We start from the raw sequence: 20,259 nt of genomic DNA on the forward strand, positions 1-20,259 counted from the left end.
AGATGATGAATATTTACTTCGCCTTGTTTTCCAGATTCTCAACCTGCGGCAGGCCGGTTGTGGAAGAGGCGGTCAGCAGGCCAGACTGCGCATAACCGAACAGCTTCTCGCGGGTATCAGTGATATCCAGATTACGCATGGTCAACTGACCGATACGATCATCCGGAGAGAATACCGAGTCGCCTTTTTCCATCGTCAGACGTTCTGGTTTGTAAGTCAGATTGTCCGACACGGTGTTGAGGATTGAGTAGTCATTACCGCGACGCAGTTCCAGCGTCACTTCACCCGTAATCTGGCTGGCAACCCAACGCTGCAGACCGTCACGCAGCATCAGCGCCTGAGAGTCAAACCAGCGGCCCTGATACAACAGACGACCAAGCTGGCGACCGTGCGCGTGATACTGCTCGATGGTGTCTTCGTTGTGAATCCCGGTCAGCAGACGCTCATAGGCGATGTGCAGCAATGCCATCCCCGGAGCTTCGTAGATGCCCCGGCTTTTTGCTTCAATGATACGGTTTTCAATCTGATCGCTCATACCCAGACCGTGACGGCCGCCGATGCGGTTGGCTTCCAGCATCATCTCAACGTCGTCGCTGAAGGTTTTACCGTTCAGCGCAACCGGATGACCCTGCTCAAAACGCACGGTGACTTCTTCTGCCGGGATCTTCACGCTCTCATCCCAGAATTTCACGCCCATAATCGGGTTGACGATTTTGACGCTGGAGTTCAGAAACTCGAGGTCTTTTGCTTCGTGGGTCGCCCCGAGCATATTGGAGTCCGTGGAGTACGCTTTCTCAACGGACATCTTGTAGTCGAAACCACAGGCAATCATAAATTCGGACATCTCATGGCGACCGCCGAGTTCATCGATAAAATCGGTATCCAGCCATGGTTTGTAAATCTGCAGTTCGGCGTTGGTCAGCAGACCGTAACGATAGAAACGTTCAATATCGTTACCTTTATAGGTGCTACCGTCACCCCAGATATTTACGCCATCTTCTTTCATGGCCGCAACCAGCATGGTGCCGGTGACAGCACGGCCCAGCGGAGTGGTATTGAAATAGGTCAGTCCGCCGGTGGTGTTGTGGAATGCACCGCACTGAATCGCTGCGATCCCTTCGGCAACCAGTTGCTTACGGCAATCTACCAGGCGAGCATTCTCAGCACCATATTCCATTGCACGGCGAGGAATGGCGTCATAGTCATCCTCATCCGGCTGGCCCAAATTCGCAGTATATGCATATGGGACAGCCCCTTTTTGTCGCATCCACAGCAGTGCTGCACTGGTGTCCAGGCCGCCGGAAAAAGCGATACCAATACGTTGACCTACCGGGAGATGCTTGAGAATCGTCGTCATAAAATAAAACCCTGCTTGATAGACTGGTGAAGAGGTCGGCTTATTATACTAATTGCATTTTTATGCAAAATAAGTGAGTTTTCATTTAATCATCTTTTCTGGATGACAGGAAGAGTTTAGTGATAATTTCGTTAAATAACGGCGCGGGTGATACATTTATCTGGTCGAATATTCGCTGGGCAGCATTCATTGATTTGCATAGTCGTAACAAGGTTGACATACCGCATAGTGAATCAATATACTGTGCGCAGATTTTACGTCCCGTCCTCGGTACCAAATCCCAGCAGTATTTGCATTTTTTACCCAAAACGAGTAAAATTTGCCACGTTTCAGGCGCGGGGTGGAGCAGCCTGGTAGCTCGTCGGGCTCATAACCCGAAGGTCGTCGGTTCAAATCCGGCCCCCGCAACCACTTTCCCTTAGAGTTCTTTTTCAAATATACTGTGAAGACTTAGGCCTTCGTAGCTGGATTTGAAAAAAATTCTTTCGGAAGGTTTTCCGAACCGCAGGTGCGGTTATAGGGTTCAGTTATATAAAGCCCCGATTTATCGGGGTTTTTTGTTATCTGACTACAGAATAACTGGGCTTTAGGCCCTTTTTTTATGTCTTGGGGGTGGGCTTGTCCACATTAGAGCAAAAATTAACAGAGATGATTACAGCGCCAGTTGAAGCCCTGGGCTACGAGTTGGTCGGCATCGAATTTATTCGTGGTCGCACATCCACACTGCGCATCTATATTGATAGTGAAGATGGCATCAATGTTGATGATTGTGCTGATGTGAGCCATCAGGTAAGCGCCGTGATGGATGTCGAAGACCCAATCACCGTTGCCTACAACCTGGAAGTCTCCTCTCCGGGTCTCGACCGTCCTCTGTTCACAGCTGAACACTACGTGCGTTTCCTGGGTGAAGAAGTGACGCTGGTTCTTCGTATGGCGGTACAAAACCGTCGTAAATGGCAGGGCGTTATCAAAGCGGTGGATGGTGAGATGATCACGGTCACAGTCGAAGGTAAAGATGAAGTGTTCGCGCTGAGTAATATCCAGAAGGCGAACCTGGTTCCCCACTTTTAACAGTCTGGATTGAGGTGAAAAGCCCGCGATGAACAAAGAAATTTTGGCTGTTGTTGAAGCCGTATCCAACGAAAAAGCGCTGCCACGCGAGAAAATTTTTGAAGCGCTGGAAAGTGCGCTGGCTACAGCAACAAAGAAAAAATATGAGCAAGAGATCGACGTTCGCGTAGAAATCGATCGTAAAAGCGGTGATTTCGATACCTTCCGTCGTTGGGTAATCGTAGAAGAAGTTACTCAGCCCACCAAAGAAATTACGCTGGAAGCGGCACGCTTCGAAGACGAAAGCCTGAACGTGGGCGAATATGTTGAAGATCAGATTGAATCTGTCACCTTTGACCGTATCACCACCCAGACCGCGAAACAGGTTATCGTACAGAAAGTACGTGAAGCCGAACGCGCAATGGTTGTCGATCAGTTCCGCGAACACGAAGGCGAAATCGTCACCGGTGTGGTGAAGAAAGTTAACCGCGACAACATTTCTCTGGATCTGGGCAGCAATGCTGAAGCCGTGATCCTGCGTGAAGACATGCTGCCGCGTGAAAACTTCCGCCCAGGTGACCGTATTCGTGGCGTTCTTTACTCTGTACGCCCGGAAGCGCGCGGTGCCCAGCTGTTCGTAACCCGTTCCAAACCGGAAATGCTGATAGAGCTGTTCCGCATTGAAGTGCCGGAAATTGGCGAAGAAGTGATCGAAATTAAAGCGGCTGCTCGCGATCCGGGCTCACGTGCGAAAATCGCCGTTAAGACCAACGACAAGCGTATTGATCCGGTCGGCGCCTGTGTGGGTATGCGCGGTGCGCGCGTTCAGGCGGTTTCTACCGAACTGGGCGGCGAGCGTATCGATATCGTCCTGTGGGATGATAACCCGGCGCAGTTCGTGATTAACGCAATGGCGCCAGCAGACGTCGCTTCTATCGTGGTGGATGAAGACAAACACACCATGGATATCGCGGTTGAAGCCGGTAACCTGGCTCAGGCGATTGGACGTAATGGTCAGAACGTCCGCCTGGCTTCACAACTGAGCGGTTGGGAACTCAACGTGATGACCGTTGATGACCTGCAGGCGAAGCATCAGGCTGAAGCACATGCAGCCATTGATACCTTCACCAAATATCTCGATATCGATGAAGATTTCGCGACAGTTCTGGTGGAAGAAGGTTTTGCGACGCTGGAAGAACTGGCCTACGTGCCAATGAAAGAGCTGTTGGAAATTGACGGCCTGGATGAACAGACCGTTGAAGCGCTGCGCGAGCGTGCTAAAAACGCACTGACCACTCTGGCACTGGCCCAGGAAGAAAGTCTCGGTGATAACAAACCGGCTGACGATCTGCTGAATCTGGAAGGATTGGATCGTGAGATGGCCTTCAAACTGGCTGCCCGTGGTGTTTGTACGCTGGAAGATCTCGCTGAACAGGGCATTGATGATCTGGCTGATATCGAAGGGTTGACCGACGAAAAAGCCGGTGAGCTGATTATGGCTGCCCGTAATATTTGCTGGTTCGGCGACGAAGCGTAATAAACTGTAGCAGGAAGGAACAGTATGACAGATGTAACCGTAAAAACGCTGGCTGCAGAGATACAGACCTCCGTGGATCGCCTGGTACAGCAATTTGCTGATGCAGGTATCCCGAAGTCTGCTGACGACTCTGTGTCCGCACAAGAGAAACAAACCTTACTGGCGCATCTGAACCGTGAAAACGGCTCAGCGCCCGATAAGTTGACATTGCAGCGTAAAACGCGCAGTACTCTCAATATTCCAGGTACCGGTGGAAAAAGCAAATCGGTACAAATCGAAGTCCGCAAGACACGCACCTTTGTGAAACGCGATCCGCAAGAGGCTGAACGCCTTGCCGCGGAAGAGCAGGCGCAGCGTGAAGCGGAAGAGCAAGCCCGTCGTGAGGCAGAAGAAGCTGCCAAACGCGAGGCGCAACAAAAAGCCGAACGTGAGGCCGCAGAACAAGCTAAGCGTGAAGCCGCTGATAAAGCGAAACGTGAAGCTGCGGAAAAAGACAAAGTGAGCAATCAACAGACCGACGATATGACTAAAACCGCCCAGGCCGAAAAAGCCCGCCGTGAAAATGAAGCCGCAGAACTGAAGCGTAAAGCGGAAGAAGAAGCACGTCGCAAGCTTGAAGAAGAAGCGCGCCGCGTAGCGGAAGAAGCTCGCCGTATGGCGGAAGAAAACGAGAAGAATGGTGTGAACAACGCTGAACCTGTTGAAGATACCAGCGATTATCACGTCACCACCTCTCAGCATGCTCGCCAGGCAGAAGACGAGAACGATCGTGAAGTAGAAGGCGGTCGTGGTCGTACTCGCAGCACGAAAGCAGCGCGTCCGGCGAAGAAAGGTAACAAACACGCTGAATCTAAAGCTGACCGTGAAGAAGCGCGTGCAGCGGTTCGCGGCGGTAAAGGCGGTAAGCAGCGTAAAGGTTCCGCTCTGCAGCAGGGCTTCCAGAAGCCGGCTCAGGCCGTTAACCGTGACGTTGTGATCGGCGAAACCATCACCGTTGGCGATCTGGCGAACAAGATGGCAGTCAAAGGTTCCCAGGTCATCAAAGCGATGATGAAGCTGGGCGCAATGGCGACCATTAACCAGGTCATCGACCAGGAAACCGCACAGCTGGTTGCCGAAGAGATGGGCCACAAAGTTATCCTGCGTCGTGAAAACGAGCTGGAAGAAGCAGTAATGAGCGACCGTGACACCGGCGCTGCGGCAGAACCGCGCGCACCGGTAGTGACCATCATGGGTCACGTTGACCACGGTAAAACGTCTCTGCTGGACTACATTCGCTCCACGAAAGTTGCCTCTGGCGAAGCGGGCGGCATTACTCAGCACATCGGTGCGTACCATGTTGAAACTGACAACGGTATGATCACCTTCCTGGATACCCCGGGTCACGCCGCGTTTACCTCCATGCGTGCTCGTGGTGCTCAGGCAACGGATATCGTTGTTCTGGTTGTTGCAGCAGATGACGGCGTGATGCCGCAGACTATCGAAGCTATCCAGCACGCGAAAGCGGCAGGTGTGCCGGTAGTGGTTGCAGTCAACAAAATCGATAAACCAGAAGCGGATCCAGATCGCGTTAAAAACGAACTGTCCCAGTACGGCATCATGCCGGAAGATTGGGGCGGCGAGAGCCAGTTCGTTCACGTTTCTGCGAAAGCGGGTACCGGTATCGACGAACTGCTGGATGCTATCCTGCTGCAGGCCGAAGTACTGGAACTGAAAGCTGTGCGTAAAGGTATGGCGAGCGGTGCGGTTATCGAATCCTTCCTGGATAAAGGTCGTGGTCCGGTCGCTACCGTGCTGGTACGTGAAGGTACGCTGAACAAAGGCGACATCGTACTGTGTGGTTTCGAATACGGCCGCGTTCGCGCGATGCGTAACGAACTGGGTCAGGAAGTACTGGAAGCGGGTCCGTCCATTCCGGTGGAAATCCTGGGTCTGTCCGGTGTTCCGGCTGCGGGTGACGAAGTTACCGTTGTTCGTGACGAGAAGAAAGCCCGTGAAGTTGCACTGTACCGTCAGGGCAAATTCCGTGAAGTTAAACTGGCTCGTCAGCAGAAATCTAAACTGGAGAACATGTTCGCCAACATGACCGAAGGCGAAGTTCACGAAGTGAACATCGTTCTGAAGGCCGATGTTCAGGGTTCTGTAGAAGCGATTTCCGACTCTTTACTGAAACTGTCTACCGACGAAGTAAAAGTGAAGATTATCGGTTCTGGCGTAGGTGGTATCACCGAAACCGACGCGACCCTGGCTGCGGCATCCAACGCGATTCTGGTTGGCTTCAACGTCCGTGCTGATGCCTCTGCACGTAAAGTTATCGAATCAGAAAGCCTGGATCTGCGTTACTACTCCGTCATCTATCATCTGATCGACGAAGTGAAAGCAGCGATGAGCGGCATGCTGTCTCCGGAACTGAAACAGCAGATCATTGGTCTGGCTGAAGTTCGTGATGTGTTCAAATCACCGAAATTCGGCGCTATCGCAGGCTGTATGGTTACCGAAGGCACGATTAAACGTCACAACCCAATCCGCGTACTGCGCGACAACGTGGTTATCTATGAAGGCGAGCTGGAATCCCTGCGCCGCTTCAAAGATGACGTCAACGAAGTCCGTAACGGCATGGAATGTGGTATCGGCGTTAAGAACTACAACGACGTTCGCGTTGGCGATATGATCGAAGTGTTCGAGATTATCGAGATCAAACGTACCATCGCATAATCTTCGTCGTCTTTTGGGCCGCAACTGCGTTGGCTGCGCTCGATCACCCCGGTCACATAGTTATCTATGCTTCCGGGGATTTACGAGTTTGCCGCCTTGCTGCAACCCAAAATCCTTAGAAGATGATTAAGTGTAGGCTGGGGAAGCGAAGCGCCACCCGGCAAGAAATTTAAAAAGGGGCTTATGGCCCCTTTTTTGTCTTTATTCTGGAGAATTTATTATGGCGAAAGAATTTGGTCGCCCACAGCGTGTCGCGCAGGAGATGCAGAAAGAAATCGCACTCATCCTGCAACGCGAAATCAAAGACCCGCGTGTTGGTATGATGACCACCGTATCGGGTGTTGAGATGTCCCGAGACCTGGCATACGCTAAAGTGTTCGTGACTTTCCTTAACGATCAGGACGAAGCTGCCGTGAAAAACGGCATTAAGGCACTGCAGGAAGCCTCTGGTTTTATCCGCTCTCTGCTGGGTAAAGCAATGCGTTTGCGTATCGTGCCTGAGCTGACCTTCTTCTACGACAATTCGTTAGTTGAAGGGATGCGCATGTCCAACCTGGTGACCAGCGTGGTGAAACATGACGATGAGCGTCGTGTGAACCCAGCGGACGACAGCAAGGAGGACTGATGAGTCGTCCTCGTCGTCGTGGTCGCGACATTCACGGTGTTCTACTGCTGGATAAGCCGCAGGGCATGTCCAGCAATGACGTACTGCAAAAAGTAAAGCGCATCTACAATGCCAACCGCGCGGGACATACCGGCGCGCTGGATCCGCTGGCGACAGGCATGCTGCCTATCTGCCTCGGTGAAGCGACTAAGTTTTCCCAGTATTTGCTGGATTCTGACAAACGCTATCGTGTGGTTGCCCGTCTGGGCCAGCGTACCGACACCTCCGATGCCGATGGGCAAATCGTGCAGGAGCGTCCGGTAACCTTCAGCGCAGAGCAGCTTGCCAGCGCGCTGGAGACTTTCCGCGGCGATATCGAGCAGATTCCGTCAATGTATTCGGCGCTGAAGTACCAGGGTAAAAAGCTGTACGAATATGCGCGTCAGGGCATTGAAGTGCCGCGTGAAGCGCGCCCGATTACCGTCTATGAGCTGCTGTTTATTCGCCACGAAGGTAACGAGCTGGAGCTGGAAGTTCACTGCTCCAAAGGCACTTATATTCGCACCATCGTTGACGATCTCGGTGAGAAGCTGGGCTGCGGCGCGCACGTAACGTATCTGCGTCGTCTGACGGTCAGCAAGTATCCGGTGGATCGTATGGTTACGCTGGAACATCTGCATGAGCTGGTTGAACAGGCCGAACAGCAGAACATTCCGGCGGCGCAGCTGCTTGATCCTTTGCTGATGCCAATGGACAGTCCTGCATCGGACTACCCTGTTGTTAATTTGCCTTTAACATCGTCGGTTTACTTTAAAAATGGTAACCCGGTACGGACGTCAGGTGCGCCGCTGGAAGGGCTGGTGCGCGTGACGGAAGGCGATGATGGCAAGTTTATCGGCATGGGGGAGATGGACGATGAAGGTCGTGTCGCCCCACGTCGCCTGGTGGTTGAGTATCCTGCATAGCGCTCTCTGTCTTGCGATAAAAGGGCGCTGCGAGTAGAATACTGCCGCTTAACGTCGCGTAAATTGTTTAACAATCTGCGTGGCGTGTACACAAAATCATTCGAGCTGCATCAAGGCGGCAGGTCTGAGGATCCTCAGGAGCTTACTCAGGTAAGTGACCGAGGTGAGCGGACACAGCCAGCGCAGGGTCAGTTTGAAGAAGGCGTGTATACACTGGGATAGCTGAATTAGAGATCGGCATCCTTTCATTCTTAACACTTTGGAGTTTTAAAATGTCTCTAAGTACTGAAGCTACCGCTAAAATCGTTTCTGAGTTTGGTCGTGATGCAAACGACACCGGTTCTACCGATGTTCAGGTTGCTCTGTTGACTGCACAGATTAACCACCTGCAGGGCCACTTTGCAGAGCACAAAAAAGATCACCACAGCCGTCGTGGTCTGCTGCGCATGGTTTCTCAGCGTCGTAAACTGCTCGACTACCTGAAACGTAAAGATGTTGCACGTTACACCGCGCTGATCGAGCGTCTGGGTCTGCGTCGCTAATTCTTTCGAGTTTCAGAAAGAGGGGGCCTTCATGGCCCCTTTTTTCCAGCAGATGGCAGCAATTCGCTGGAAACTAATGTATTGTTGCTATGAATGATCTTCCGTTGCAGAGGTTCGCGCGGCTAATGAGAGGCTTTACTCATGCTTATGGGTTAGGGTTGTCATTAGTCGCGAGGATGCGCAGAAGATCGGGTATTAACGATGGCGCAAAAATGTGCCGTCAAAAAATAGAGAAAGGATATTAATTTGCTTAATCCGATCGTTCGTAAATTCCAGTACGGTCAGCATACCGTTACGCTGGAAACCGGCATGATGGCGCGTCAGGCGACTGCCGCTGTTATGGTTAGCATGGATGACACTGCGGTATTCGTTACCGTTGTTGGCCAGAAAAAAGCGAAACCAGGCCAGGACTTTTTCCCACTGACCGTTAACTATCAGGAGCGTACCTACGCTGCTGGCCGTATCCCGGGTAGCTTCTTCCGTCGTGAAGGCCGTCCGAGTGAAGGCGAAACTCTGATCGCGCGTCTGATTGACCGCCCGGTTCGCCCGCTGTTCCCGGAAGGCTTCGTTAACGAAGTTCAGGTTATCGCGACCGTTGTTTCCGTTAACCCGCAGGTTAACCCGGATATCGTGGCAATGATTGGTGCATCTGCTGCGCTGACTCTGTCTGGTATCCCGTTCAACGGCCCGATCGGTGCTGCACGTGTTGGTTACATCAATGACCAGTACGTACTGAACCCGACTCAGGACGAACTGAAAGAAAGCAAGCTGGACCTGGTTGTTGCTGGTACTGAAGCTGCCGTACTGATGGTTGAATCCGAAGCTGAACTGCTGAGCGAAGACCAGATGCTGGGCGCTGTAGTATTCGGCCACGAACAGCAGCAGGTTGTTATTCAGGCTATCAACGAGCTGGCGAAAGAAGCTGGCAAACCGCGTTGGGACTGGCAGCCAGAAGCCGTCAACGAAGCGCTGAACGCACGCGTTGCCGCACTGGCAGAAGCTCGTCTGAGCGATGCTTACCGTATCACCGACAAACAAGAGCGTTACGCTCAGGTTGACGTGATCAAATCTGAAACCATCGCAACTCTGGTGGCTGAAGACGAAACCCTGGACGCTAACGAACTGGGTGAAATCCTGCACGCTATCGAGAAAAATGTTGTTCGCAGCCGCGTACTGGCAGGCGAGCCGCGCATCGATGGCCGTGAAAAAGATATGATCCGTGGTCTGGACGTGCGTACTGGCGTTCTGCCGCGTACCCACGGTTCCGCACTGTTCACCCGTGGCGAAACTCAGGCGCTGGTTACTGCGACCCTGGGCACCACTCGTGATGCGCAGAACCTTGACGAGCTGATGGGCGAGCGTACTGACAACTTCCTGTTCCACTACAACTTCCCTCCGTACTGCGTAGGTGAAACCGGTATGGTCGGTTCTCCGAAGCGTCGTGAGATTGGTCACGGTCGTCTGGCGAAGCGTGGCGTACTGGCAGTGATGCCGGAACTGGATAAATTCCCGTACACCGTACGTGTGGTTTCTGAAATCACCGAATCTAACGGTTCTTCTTCCATGGCTTCCGTATGTGGTGCTTCTCTGGCGCTGATGGACGCAGGCGTGCCGATCAAAGCTGCCGTTGCGGGTATCGCGATGGGTCTGGTGAAAGAAGGCGACAACTTTGTTGTTCTGTCTGACATCCTGGGCGACGAAGACCACCTGGGCGATATGGACTTCAAAGTGGCGGGTTCCCGCGACGGTATCTCTGCACTGCAGATGGATATCAAAATTGAAGGTATCACCAAAGAGATCATGCAGGTTGCTCTGAACCAGGCTAAAGGTGCGCGTCTGCACATCCTGGGTGTGATGGAACAAGCGATCAACGCACCGCGTGGTGACATTTCTCAGTTCGCTCCGCGTATCCACACCATCAAGATCAGCCCGGACAAGATCAAAGACGTTATCGGTAAAGGCGGTTCTGTTATCCGTGCTCTGACCGAAGAAACCGGCACCACCATTGAAATCGAAGATGATGGTACTGTGAAGATTGCTGCGACCGACGGCGAGAAAGCGAAATATGCTATCCGTCGTATCGAAGAGATCACCGCAGAGATCGAAGTAGGCCGTATCTACAATGGTAAAGTGACCCGTATCGTTGACTTTGGCGCATTCGTTGCCATTGGTGGCGGTAAAGAAGGTCTGGTACACATCTCTCAGATCGCTGACAAACGCGTTGAGAAAGTGACCGATTACCTGCAGATGGGCCAGGAAGTACCGGTCAAAGTTCTGGAAGTTGATCGCCAGGGCCGTGTACGTCTGAGCATTAAAGAAGCAACTGAGCAGTCTCAGCCTGCAGGCGAACCGGAAGCTCCGGCAAGCCAGGGCGAGTAAGGTTGCCATTGCCCTCCGTGAAAGCGGAGGGCTTTTAACCCGGCAGGACGCCTTGTTAGCAACCGGGGAACCTGGACGTTCATTCAATCGTTGTCTTCGGGAGTGGGAAATGAAGCCTTTTTTGCGCTGGTGTTTCGTTGCGACAGCACTCACGCTGGCTGGATGCAGTAATTCCGCCTGGCGTAAGAGTGAAGTCCTCGCAGTACCATTGCAACCGACTTTGCAGCAGGAAGTGATTCTGGCACGTATGGAACAAATTCTTGCCAGTCGGGCTTTAACCGATGACGAACGCGCACAGCTTTTATATGAGCGCGGAGTGTTGTATGATAGTCTCGGTCTGAGGGCACTGGCGCGAAATGATTTTTCACAAGCGCTGGCAATCCGACCAGATATGCCTGAAGTATTCAATTACTTAGGTATATATTTAACGCAGGCAGGCAATTTTGATGCTGCCTATGAAGCGTTTGATTCTGTACTTGAGCTTGATCCAACTTACAACTACGCGCACTTAAATCGCGGTATCGCATTGTATTACGGCGGTCGCGACAAGTTAGCGCAAGATGATCTGCTAGCGTTTTATCAAGACGATCCCAATGATCCTTTCCGTAGTCTGTGGCTTTATCTCGCCGAGCAGAAGCTCGATGAGAAGCAGGCTAAAGAAGCGTTAAAGCAACGCTTTGAGAAATCGGATAAAGAGCAATGGGGATGGAACATTGTCGAGTTCTACCTGGGCAACATTAGCGAAGCAACGCTGATGGAACGCCTAAAGGCGGACGCAACGGATAACACCTCGCTCGCTGAGCATCTCAGTGAAACCAACTTCTATTTAGGTAAGTACTACCTAAGTCTGGGGGATTTGGACAACGCTACGGCATTGTTCAAACTGGCGGTGGCTAACAACGTTCATAACTTTGTTGAGCACCGATACGCATTGTTGGAATTATCGCTCCTGGGCCAGGACCAAGATGACCTGGCAGAATCGGACCAGCAATAGCTGACGTACACATCAGCCCGTAATCTTTTTTGATTGCCATCACCTTCACGGGTGAGGGCGTTGTTGTTCGTTAATACACCTACTTTGAGCCGGTTCACACTTTTCAATGAAAATTGCAGATCAATTTCATGATGAGTTATGTAGACTGGCCGCCATTAATTTTGAGGCACACGTACTACATGGCTGAATTCGAAACCACTTTTGCAGATCTGGGCCTGAAGGCTCCTATCCTTGAAGCCCTTACCGATCTGGGTTACGAAAAACCATCTCCAATCCAGGCAGAGTGCATTCCGCATCTGCTGGGCGGCCGCGATGTTCTGGGTATGGCCCAGACGGGTAGCGGCAAAACTGCAGCGTTCTCTTTACCGCTGCTCAACAATCTTGATCCTGAGCTGAAGGCACCTCAGATTCTGGTGCTGGCACCGACCCGCGAACTGGCGGTTCAGGTTGCAGAAGCCATGACGGATTTCTCTAAACACATGCGCGGCGTGAACGTGGTTGCCCTGTACGGCGGCCAGCGTTATGACGTGCAATTACGTGCCCTGCGTCAGGGACCACAGATCGTTGTCGGTACGCCGGGCCGTCTGCTGGATCACCTGAAGCGCGGTACTCTGGACCTCTCCAAACTGAGCGGTCTGGTACTGGACGAAGCTGATGAAATGCTGCGTATGGGCTTCATCGAAGACGTTGAAACCATCATGGCGCAGATCCCGGAAGGTCATCAGACCGCTCTGTTCTCCGCGACTATGCCGGAAGCGATTCGTCGTATTACCCGCCGCTTTATGAAAGAGCCGCAGGAAGTACGCATTCAGTCCAGCGTAACTACCCGTCCTGACATCAGCCAGAGCTACTGGACCGTCTGGGGCATGCGTAAAAATGAAGCGCTGGTGCGTTTCCTGGAAGCAGAAGACTTTGATGCGGCGATTATCTTCGTTCGTACCAAAAATGCGACCCTGGAAGTGGCAGAAGCGCTGGAGCGTAGCGGTTATAGCAGCGCTGCACTGAACGGCGACATGAACCAGTCCCTGCGTGAGCAGACTCTGGAGCGTCTGAAAGATGGCCGTCTGGATATTCTGATTGCTACCGACGTTGCGGCACGTGGCCTGGACGTTGAGCGTATCAGCCTGGTTGTTAACTACGACATCCCGATGGATTCCGAATCTTACGTTCACCGTATCGGCCGTACTGGTCGTGCGGGCCGTGCGGGTCGCGCGCTGCTGTTCGTTGAGAACCGTGAGCGTCGTCTGCTGCGTAACATCGAACGCACCATGAAGCTGACTATTCCGGAAGTAGAACTGCCGAACGCAGACCTGCTGGGCAAACGCCGTCTGGAAAAATTCGCCGCTAAAGTACAGCAGCAGCTGGAAAGCAGCGATCTGGATCAGTACCGTGCTCTGCTGGCGAAAATGCAGCCGGAAGAAGAACTGGATATCGAAACGCTGGCAGCCGCACTGCTGAAAATGGCTCAGGGCGAACGCCCGCTGATCCTGCCGCCAGATGCGCCGATGCGTCCGAAACGCGAATTCCGCGACCGTGACGATCGTGGTCCGCGTGACCGCAACGATCGTGGCCCGCGTGGTGACCGTAATGACCGTGGTGGTGAAGACCGTCCGCGTCGTGAACGTCGTGACGTTGGCGATATGCAGCTGTACCGCATTGAAGTGGGCCGTGATGACGGTGTTGAAGTCCGTCATATCGTTGGTGCGATTGCTAACGAAGGCGATATCAGCAGCCGTTACATCGGTAACATCAAGCTGTTTGCTTCCCACTCAACCATCGAGCTGCCGAAAGGTATGCCGGGCGACGTGCTGCAGCACTTTACCCGTACTCGCATCCTGAACAAGCCGATGAACATGCAGCTGGTTGGCGATGCAGTTCCGCACACCGGTGGTGAGCGTCGTGGCGGTGGCCGTTTCAGCGGTGAGCGTCGTGAAGGCGGTCGTGGCGAAGGTCGTGGTTTCAGCGGCGAGCGTCGTGAAGGCGGTCGTAGCGAAGGTCGTCGTTTCAGCGGCGAACGTCGTGAAGGCAACCGCGGTCCGCGTCGTGACGATTCTTCTGCTCCGCGTCGTGATGATTCCGCTGGTCGTCGTCGTTTCGGTGGTGATGCGTAATCCATGCGAAATTACGGTTTAATACCGTAAAGTAAAATATACAGCCCCGATCTCAACAATCGGGGCTTTTTTTATTTCATTTGTACTCGTGTACTGGTACAGTGCAGCACATTGAAATGTAGTCACAATATAAATGACTGGAGAGATGGCTAAATGGCAACACTAACCACCACCCAAACGTCACCTTCGCTGCTTGGCGGCGTGGTGATCATCGGCGGCACCATTATTGGCGCAGGGATGTTTTCTCTGCCAGTGGTCATGTCCGGGGCGTGGTTCTTCTGGTCAATGGCGGCGCTGATCTTCACCTGGTTTTGCATGCTGCACTCCGGGCTGATGATCCTGGAAGCTAACCTCAATTACCGCATTGGTTCCAGCTTTGACACCATCACGAAAGATCTGCTGGGCAAAGGCTGGAACGTTGTGAACGGCATCTCGATTGCTTTCGTTCTCTATATCCTTACCTATGCGTATATCTCGGCGAGTGGTTCGATCCTGCATCACACCTTCTCGGAGATGTCGCTGAACGTTCCGGCGCGTGCGGCGGGTCTTGGTTTTGCGCTGCTGGTGGCGTTCGTGGTGTGGTTAAGCACCAAAGCGGTTAGCCGCATGACGGCGATTGTGCTGGGCGCGAAGGTGATTACTTTTTTCCTGACCTTCGGCAGTCTGCTGGGGCATGTTACGCCCACGACGCTGTTTAACGTGGCGCAGAGCAACGCTTCGTATACGCCGTACCTGCTGATGACGTTACCGTTCTGCTTGGCCTCATTCGGCTATCACGGCAACGTCCCGAGCCTGATGAAGTACTACGGCAAAGATCCGAAGACCATCGTTAAGTGCCTGGTGTACGGCACGCTGCTGGCGCTGGTGCTGTATACCGTATGGTTGCTGGGGACGATGGGTAACATCCCGCGTCCGGAATTTATCGGTATTGCGCAGCAGGGCGGTAACATTGATGTGCTGGTACAGGCGCTGAGCGGCGTGCTTAACAGCCGCAGTCTGGATCTGCTGCTAGTGGTGTTCTCCAACTTTGCGGTGGCGAGTTCATTCCTCGGCGTCACGCTCGGTCTGTTTGACTATTTGGCGGATCTGTTTGGTTTTGATGACTCGGCAATGGGACGTTTTAAAACGGCATTGCTGACGTTTGTCCCGCCGATTGTCGGTGGCCTGCTGTGGCCGAACGGTTTCCTGTACGCCATTGGCTATGCAGGGCTTGCCGCGACCATTTGGGCCGCCATTGTTCCGGCGCTGCTGGCCCGTAAATCCCGCGAGCGTTTTGGCAGCCCGAAATTCCGTGTCTGGGGCGGCAAGCCGATGATTGCGCTGATCCTGGTATTCGGTATCGGCAACGCGGTTATCCATATTCTGTCGAGCGTGAATTTGTTGCCTGTGTACCAGTAACCTTTTAGTGCCGGATGGCGGTTGCGCCTTATCCGGCCTATACGATCTCGTAAGCCCGGTAAGCGAAGCGCCACCGGGCAAAACAACGATTACCCCACCAACTCTTCTTTCACCTGCATCGCCAGGTCAAACGAATGTAGCCGTGCCTGATGATCAAAAATCTGGCCGTTAACCATAATTTCATCGGCCTGGGTTTCACGCAAAATGGCGTCGAGACCGTGTCGCACTTTCGCCTTATCACCAACCAGCGACATGCTCAGAGCCTGTTGTACGCCGTACTGCTCGGAAGCGGACCACAGCTGATGCATATTCTCTACCGGTGGCGGTAGCTGGCCGGTTTCGCCACGACGCAGTTTCACAAACGCCTGCTGCATTGAGGTGAAAAGAAATTCGGCATCGCGGTTGCTGTCGGCGGCAATGATGTTGATGCATACCATCGCATACGGCTTTGCCAGCCGCGCTGAGGGCTTGAACTGGGTGCGATACAGATGCAGCGCCTGATGCAACATATCCGGAGCAAAGTGCGAGGCGAAGGCAAATGGCAGGCCGAGCTGGGCTGCCAGCTGTGCGCTGTACAGGCTGGAGCCTAATAACCAGACCGGGATCTGCTCGCCGTAGCCGGGAACCGGGCGTACATGGGGATTAGGATCGCGGGCGTCGAACCAGTCCACCAGTTCAGCTACGTCGCGCGGGAAGTTATCGATATCACCACTCATATGGCGGCGCAACGCGCGCATGGTCGGTTGGTCGCTACCCGGCGCGCGGCCAAGCCCGAGATCGATTCGTCCCGGATACAGCGTATTCAGGGTACCGAACTGCTCGGCGATCACCAGCGGCGAATGGTTGGGCAGCATAACGCCGCCAGAACCAAGATGCAGCGTGGTGGTATTGGCAGCCAGATAGCCAATCAGCACAGAGGTCGCCGCGCTGGCGATGCCGGTCATGTTGTGATGTTCTGCCAGCCAGTAGCGGTGGTAGCCGCGCTTTTCGGCCAGTCGAGCGAGATCAAGCGAGTGTGTGAAGGCCTCTTTTGCCGAAGATCCTTCAGGGATCGGCGCCAGATCCAGCACCGAGAACGGAATAGTTTTGTCAGTCATAACGGCTCACTTTGTTACCGGTTAATCTTTTAATACTGCATTAAAGATTAGCGAATGTTGTTAACAAAGTGAGCTATTAATCACGGCTGTAGTTCAAGACCTGCCAGTCGCTTCCAGTAGCCGTTGCAGTCGCTGTGGGCAGCAAGCGGTAATGGGGCAGTGCCATTTTCATTGGCGCGGAAGGCATCAAGCATGGCGAACGTGTCGCTGCCTGAAGGGGACAGACGCACAATATCAACCAGGCCTTGCATGGACGTCAGCTCGTTACCCAAGTTATAGACATAGCCGCTCATGGTCTGGATGCCGTTGAGGACAAAGACCTGCTGATTCTCCTGCGACAGCACATCGCGCCCATTCGGGTATTTGATGCAGCAGGTTTCACACTCGTCTTTTGGACGGTCTTCAGAGCGTGCGGTAAAGCAGCGGGCAGAGTACGCCAGCGGCAGATGCCCGTAGCTCAGTACCTCTACTTCAAACTGATTGCGAATACCCAGCTCTTCACACTGGTTAAGCAGATTGACCAGCCAGTCACGGGACAGTTCTACCGGCATACACCAGCGCACCATGCCCTGCCTGAGCAGCAAACGCAGGGTTACCGCGTTGTAGCAGTTGAGCGCATGCCCGGCGACAAACGGCAGCTTACGCTCGGCGCACATGTTTACCACGCCGAGATCGCTGGCTTCCAGCAGGAAGTCGCCGTTTTCGACATAGCGCTTCAGCTCTCCCAGTTCAGAGGAGGCCTGCACCAGCGCCAGCGTTGACAGCACCACCTGTTTACCGCTGCCAGCGAGCGATTTCGCCATATCGATCCAGTCGCCTACTTTGGTAGCGCGGCGTTTACTGCACACCGCTTCGCCAAGATAGATAACGTCGGCCTGGCTGGTGGCGGCCTGCTGATAAAAATCTTCCAGCGTTTCTTTCGGCCAGTACCACAGCACCGGCCCTAAGGAATATTTCATTGCTTCTCTCACTGCCATTTACGGTGATACGCGCCAAGCGTGGTCTGCGTGCCTTCGGACATTGAACCGAGCGTTTCCATCCACGCGGCCTGTGGGGCGTAGTTTTGCGGGTCGGCCATACAGCGGTCGATCGCCTGGCGCCACACTTTCGCCACCTGGCTGACGTAGGCCGGGCTACGCTGACGCCCTTCGATTTTCACCGAGGCAATATTGGCCGCCAGCAGTTCTGGCAGCAGCTCCAGCGTATTCAGGCTGGTGGGTTCTTCCAGCGCATGATAGCGCTCGCCGTCAACCAGATAGCGGCCTTTACACAGCGTCGGATAACCGGCGTTTTCTCCGTCCTGATAGCGGTCGATCAGCACTTCATTAAGACGGGATTCCAGCCCTTGTTGGGTCTGCTGCCAGCGAACAAAACGGGCAGGAGAGCAGGCGCCAACCGTATTAGGAGACTCGCCCGTCAGATAGGATGAAAGATAGCAGCGGCCTTCCGCCATAATGCACAGACTGCCAAAGGCGAACACTTCCAGGGGAACTGGCGTGACGCGAGCGAGCTGCTTCACCTGGTGAATAGACAGCACGCGCGGCAGCACCACGCGGGCGACATCAAAGTTGCGATGATAGAAATTAATCGCCTCTTCATTGGTTGCGGATGCCTGAACAGAGACATGACGCTCAATATGCGGGTAGCGCTCTGCGGCATACTCAAGCATGGCGAGGTCGGCGAGGATCAGCGCATCCGCACCCAGCTGCGCCGCCATATCTACGGCACGTTGCCAGCGCGCGTAACCATCCGGATGCGCAAAGGTGTTAATCGCGATGTGCAGCTTACGGCGGTGCTGATGGACAAAACTCACCGCTTCCTGCAATTTTTTCTCGGTAAAATTAAGGCCGGCGAAATGACGGGCGTTGGTATCATCTTTCAGCCCGATGTAGACCGCATCAGCGCCGTTCTCGATGGCCGCCTTAAGCGCCGGGAGGTTTCCGGCAGGGCAGAGCAGCTCCATAATTTATCCTGAACGTTGCGCCGTAAAGGGCGCAGAAATGTTAACGAAGAGGGATTTTAGTTAACCTTGCTGAGACAATTTTTGATTTGAGGCAGTTAAAGTCGTATTGGTGATACCAATAAGAGGTAACAATTTCGTAGCGAATTGTTGATTTATGCCGCTATGTCGTTTATTTGATATGGCAAAATAGCAGGATAATTGAAACAGGGAGTAAAGCTCGTGTTGGATAAACTGCGTTCACGCTTAGTACATTTTGGTCCTTCTCTGATGAGTGTACCGGTTAAACTGACGCCCTTTGCGCTGAAGCGCCAGGTTCTGGAGCAGGTCCTGAGCTGGCAGTTTAGTCAGGCGCTGGCCGATGGGGAGCTGGAGTTTCTCGACGGTCGCTGGCTGAGCATTCATGTGCGTGACATTGGCCTTAAATGGTATACCTCTGTTGAGAACGATAAACTTATCGTCAGCCAGAATGCAGAGGCGGATGTGAGTTTTAGCGCGGATGCCAGCGATCTCCTGATGATCGCGGCGCGTAAGCAGGATCCGGATACGCTGTTCTTCCAGCGTCGCCTGGTGATTGAAGGTGATACAGAATTAGGGCTGTATGTTAAAAATCTGATGGACGCCATCGAACTGGATCAGATGCCTAAAGCGTTGCGCGTCATGCTGATGCAGTTGGCGGATTTTGTTGAGGCGGGGATGAAAACGTCGCCAGAAACCAAACAGACTTCGGTAGGTGAGCCATGCTGATTCGAGTTGAAATTCCCATTGATGCCCCAGGTATTGATGCATTGCTACGTCGTTCATTTGAGAGCGATGCGGAAGCGAAATTAGTGCACGACCTGCGTGAAGACGGTTTCATAACGCTGGGTCTGGTTGCTACCGATGACGAAGGTCAGGTAGTGGGTTACGTCGCGTTCAGCCCTGTCGATGTCCAGGGCGAAGACCTGCAATGGGTCGGCATGGCGCCGCTCGCGGTGGATGAAAAATACCGTGGACAGGGCCTGGCGCGTCAGCTGGTCTATGAAGGACTCGATTCCCTGAACGAGTTTGGTTACGCCGCGGTGGTTACGCTGGGCGATCCGGCGCTGTACAGCCGCTTTGGTTTTGAGCTGGCTGCCCATCATGACCTGCGTTGCCGCTGGCCGGGTACCGAAAGCGCGTTCCAGGTTCATCGCCTGGCGGACGATGCGCTGGAGGGTGTGACGGGCCTTGTGGAATACCACGACTACTTCAATCGTTTTTAAGCGCCGGGGGTTTGCAGGCTGCTCAGTAGTGCCTCAAGCCCTTCGCCTTCAACAAGGCGCTCTTTCTGCCGCTTTGTAAGCTGTTTGACGCGATATTCTAAGCGCAGGGCCAGCGAACGGTCGCCGACCTGAGCCGCAAATGCCAACGTGAGTTCCCCCTTTCCGCGCAGCGCCTTCGCGCCTTTCCCACTTTGATGCTGCTTATAGCGGCGCTGCACATCGGTGGTTATTCCGGTGTATAAGGCGTTGTCCGCAGTACGGATCAGGTACAGATACCAGGGTGTCATTGTCACCATCGACGTGATA

The 20,259-nt window shown here is 53.5% G+C and carries 17 protein-coding genes, 1 tRNA gene and 1 pseudogene; 14 read left to right on the top strand and 5 right to left on the bottom strand.

Translation table 11 applies throughout. The annotated features are described in order from the left end of the window. Positions 1-13: 13 nt before the first annotated feature. On the bottom strand, positions 14-1,357 hold the full coding sequence (gene argG, locus OGV52_RS06980; protein ID WP_003024998.1) for an argininosuccinate synthase: 1,344 nt from the start codon (positions 1,355-1,357) through the stop codon (positions 14-16). 334 nt (positions 1,358-1,691) lie between these two features. Here argG and OGV52_RS06985 point away from each other — a divergent pair. The 12 genes from OGV52_RS06985 (at position 1,692) to mtr (ending at position 15,652) form a co-directional block, all read left to right on the top strand. Next, a tRNA-Met gene (locus tag OGV52_RS06985) sits at positions 1,692-1,768 on the top strand. Positions 1,769-1,975: 207 nt separating this feature from the next. Continuing rightward, a complete protein-coding gene (gene rimP / locus OGV52_RS06990; RefSeq protein ID WP_003024996.1) occupies positions 1,976-2,428 on the top strand; it encodes a ribosome maturation factor RimP in 453 nt (150 codons plus the stop codon). Positions 2,429-2,456: 28 nt separating this feature from the next. Beyond that, the gene (nusA, locus tag OGV52_RS06995) at positions 2,457-3,944 is read left to right on the top strand and encodes a transcription termination factor NusA (protein WP_003024992.1); all 1,488 of its coding nucleotides are present in this window, start codon (positions 2,457-2,459) and stop codon (positions 3,942-3,944) included. A gap of 24 nt (positions 3,945-3,968) precedes the next feature. After that, positions 3,969-6,659: a translation initiation factor IF-2 gene (gene infB, locus OGV52_RS07000; protein WP_016154667.1), complete on the top strand. Its 2,691-nt coding sequence runs from the start codon at positions 3,969-3,971 to the stop codon at positions 6,657-6,659. Positions 6,660-6,879: 220 nt separating this feature from the next. Then, a complete protein-coding gene (gene rbfA / locus OGV52_RS07005) occupies positions 6,880-7,284 on the top strand; it encodes a 30S ribosome-binding factor RbfA (protein WP_003024988.1) in 405 nt (134 codons plus the stop codon). Further along, the gene (truB, locus tag OGV52_RS07010) at positions 7,284-8,228 is read left to right on the top strand and encodes a tRNA pseudouridine(55) synthase TruB (protein WP_047358518.1); all 945 of its coding nucleotides are present in this window, start codon (positions 7,284-7,286) and stop codon (positions 8,226-8,228) included. The genes rbfA and truB overlap by 1 nt, the downstream gene beginning before the upstream one ends. A 272-nt stretch (positions 8,229-8,500) precedes the next feature. Continuing rightward, on the top strand, positions 8,501-8,770 hold the full coding sequence (gene rpsO / locus OGV52_RS07015) for a 30S ribosomal protein S15 (protein ID WP_000059465.1): 270 nt from the start codon (positions 8,501-8,503) through the stop codon (positions 8,768-8,770). Positions 8,771-9,016: 246 nt separating this feature from the next. After that, on the top strand, positions 9,017-11,149 hold the full coding sequence (gene pnp, locus OGV52_RS07020) for a polyribonucleotide nucleotidyltransferase (protein ID WP_008785911.1): 2,133 nt from the start codon (positions 9,017-9,019) through the stop codon (positions 11,147-11,149). Positions 11,150-11,258: 109 nt separating this feature from the next. After that, a complete protein-coding gene (gene nlpI, locus OGV52_RS07025) occupies positions 11,259-12,143 on the top strand; it encodes a lipoprotein NlpI (protein ID WP_003024982.1) in 885 nt (294 codons plus the stop codon). A gap of 106 nt (positions 12,144-12,249) precedes the next feature. Next, positions 12,250-12,330, top strand: coding sequence for a protein YrbN (gene yrbN, locus OGV52_RS07030; protein ID WP_010723222.1), 81 nt, complete (start codon positions 12,250-12,252; stop codon positions 12,328-12,330). Continuing rightward, a complete protein-coding gene (locus OGV52_RS07035; protein WP_016157565.1) occupies positions 12,323-14,254 on the top strand; it encodes a DEAD/DEAH family ATP-dependent RNA helicase in 1,932 nt (643 codons plus the stop codon). The genes yrbN and OGV52_RS07035 overlap by 8 nt, the downstream gene beginning before the upstream one ends. 153 nt (positions 14,255-14,407) lie before the next feature. Continuing rightward, on the top strand, positions 14,408-15,652 hold the full coding sequence (mtr, locus tag OGV52_RS07040) for a tryptophan permease (RefSeq protein WP_016154664.1): 1,245 nt from the start codon (positions 14,408-14,410) through the stop codon (positions 15,650-15,652). A gap of 89 nt (positions 15,653-15,741) precedes the next feature. Here the strand turns inward: mtr and OGV52_RS07045 are convergent, their stop codons facing one another. The 3 genes from OGV52_RS07045 to ubiU all read right to left on the bottom strand — a co-directional run bounded on the left by OGV52_RS07045 (position 15,742) and on the right by ubiU (position 18,712). Continuing rightward, complete coding sequence (locus OGV52_RS07045; protein WP_016154663.1) at positions 15,742-16,749, bottom strand: luciferase-like monooxygenase; 1,008 nt, start codon at positions 16,747-16,749, stop codon at positions 15,742-15,744. Positions 16,750-16,829: 80 nt separating this feature from the next. Continuing rightward, complete coding sequence (locus OGV52_RS07050; RefSeq protein ID WP_019077776.1) at positions 16,830-17,708, bottom strand: U32 family peptidase; 879 nt, start codon at positions 17,706-17,708, stop codon at positions 16,830-16,832. Positions 17,709-17,716: 8 nt separating this feature from the next. After that, positions 17,717-18,712, bottom strand: a complete 996-nt coding sequence (ubiU, locus tag OGV52_RS07055; protein ID WP_016154661.1) for a ubiquinone anaerobic biosynthesis protein UbiU — start codon at positions 18,710-18,712, stop codon at positions 17,717-17,719. A 219-nt stretch (positions 18,713-18,931) separates the two neighbouring features. Between ubiU and ubiT the strand changes: the two genes are divergently transcribed. After that, on the top strand, positions 18,932-19,456 hold the full coding sequence (gene ubiT, locus OGV52_RS07060; protein WP_016154660.1) for a ubiquinone anaerobic biosynthesis accessory factor UbiT: 525 nt from the start codon (positions 18,932-18,934) through the stop codon (positions 19,454-19,456). Continuing rightward, on the top strand, positions 19,450-19,953 hold the full coding sequence (locus OGV52_RS07065; protein ID WP_047499702.1) for a GNAT family N-acetyltransferase: 504 nt from the start codon (positions 19,450-19,452) through the stop codon (positions 19,951-19,953). The genes ubiT and OGV52_RS07065 overlap by 7 nt, the downstream gene beginning before the upstream one ends. Here OGV52_RS07065 and OGV52_RS07070 read toward each other — a convergent pair. Next, a pseudogene (locus OGV52_RS07070) lies at positions 19,940-20,249 on the bottom strand (GIY-YIG nuclease family protein). The gene OGV52_RS07065 and the pseudogene OGV52_RS07070 sit on opposite strands and share 14 nt — an antisense overlap. Positions 20,250-20,259 lie beyond the last annotated feature (10 nt).

It is taken from the genome of Citrobacter sp. Cb041 (genome assembly GCF_030336655.1).
GTDB lineage: Bacteria > Pseudomonadota > Gammaproteobacteria > Enterobacterales > Enterobacteriaceae > Citrobacter > Citrobacter braakii.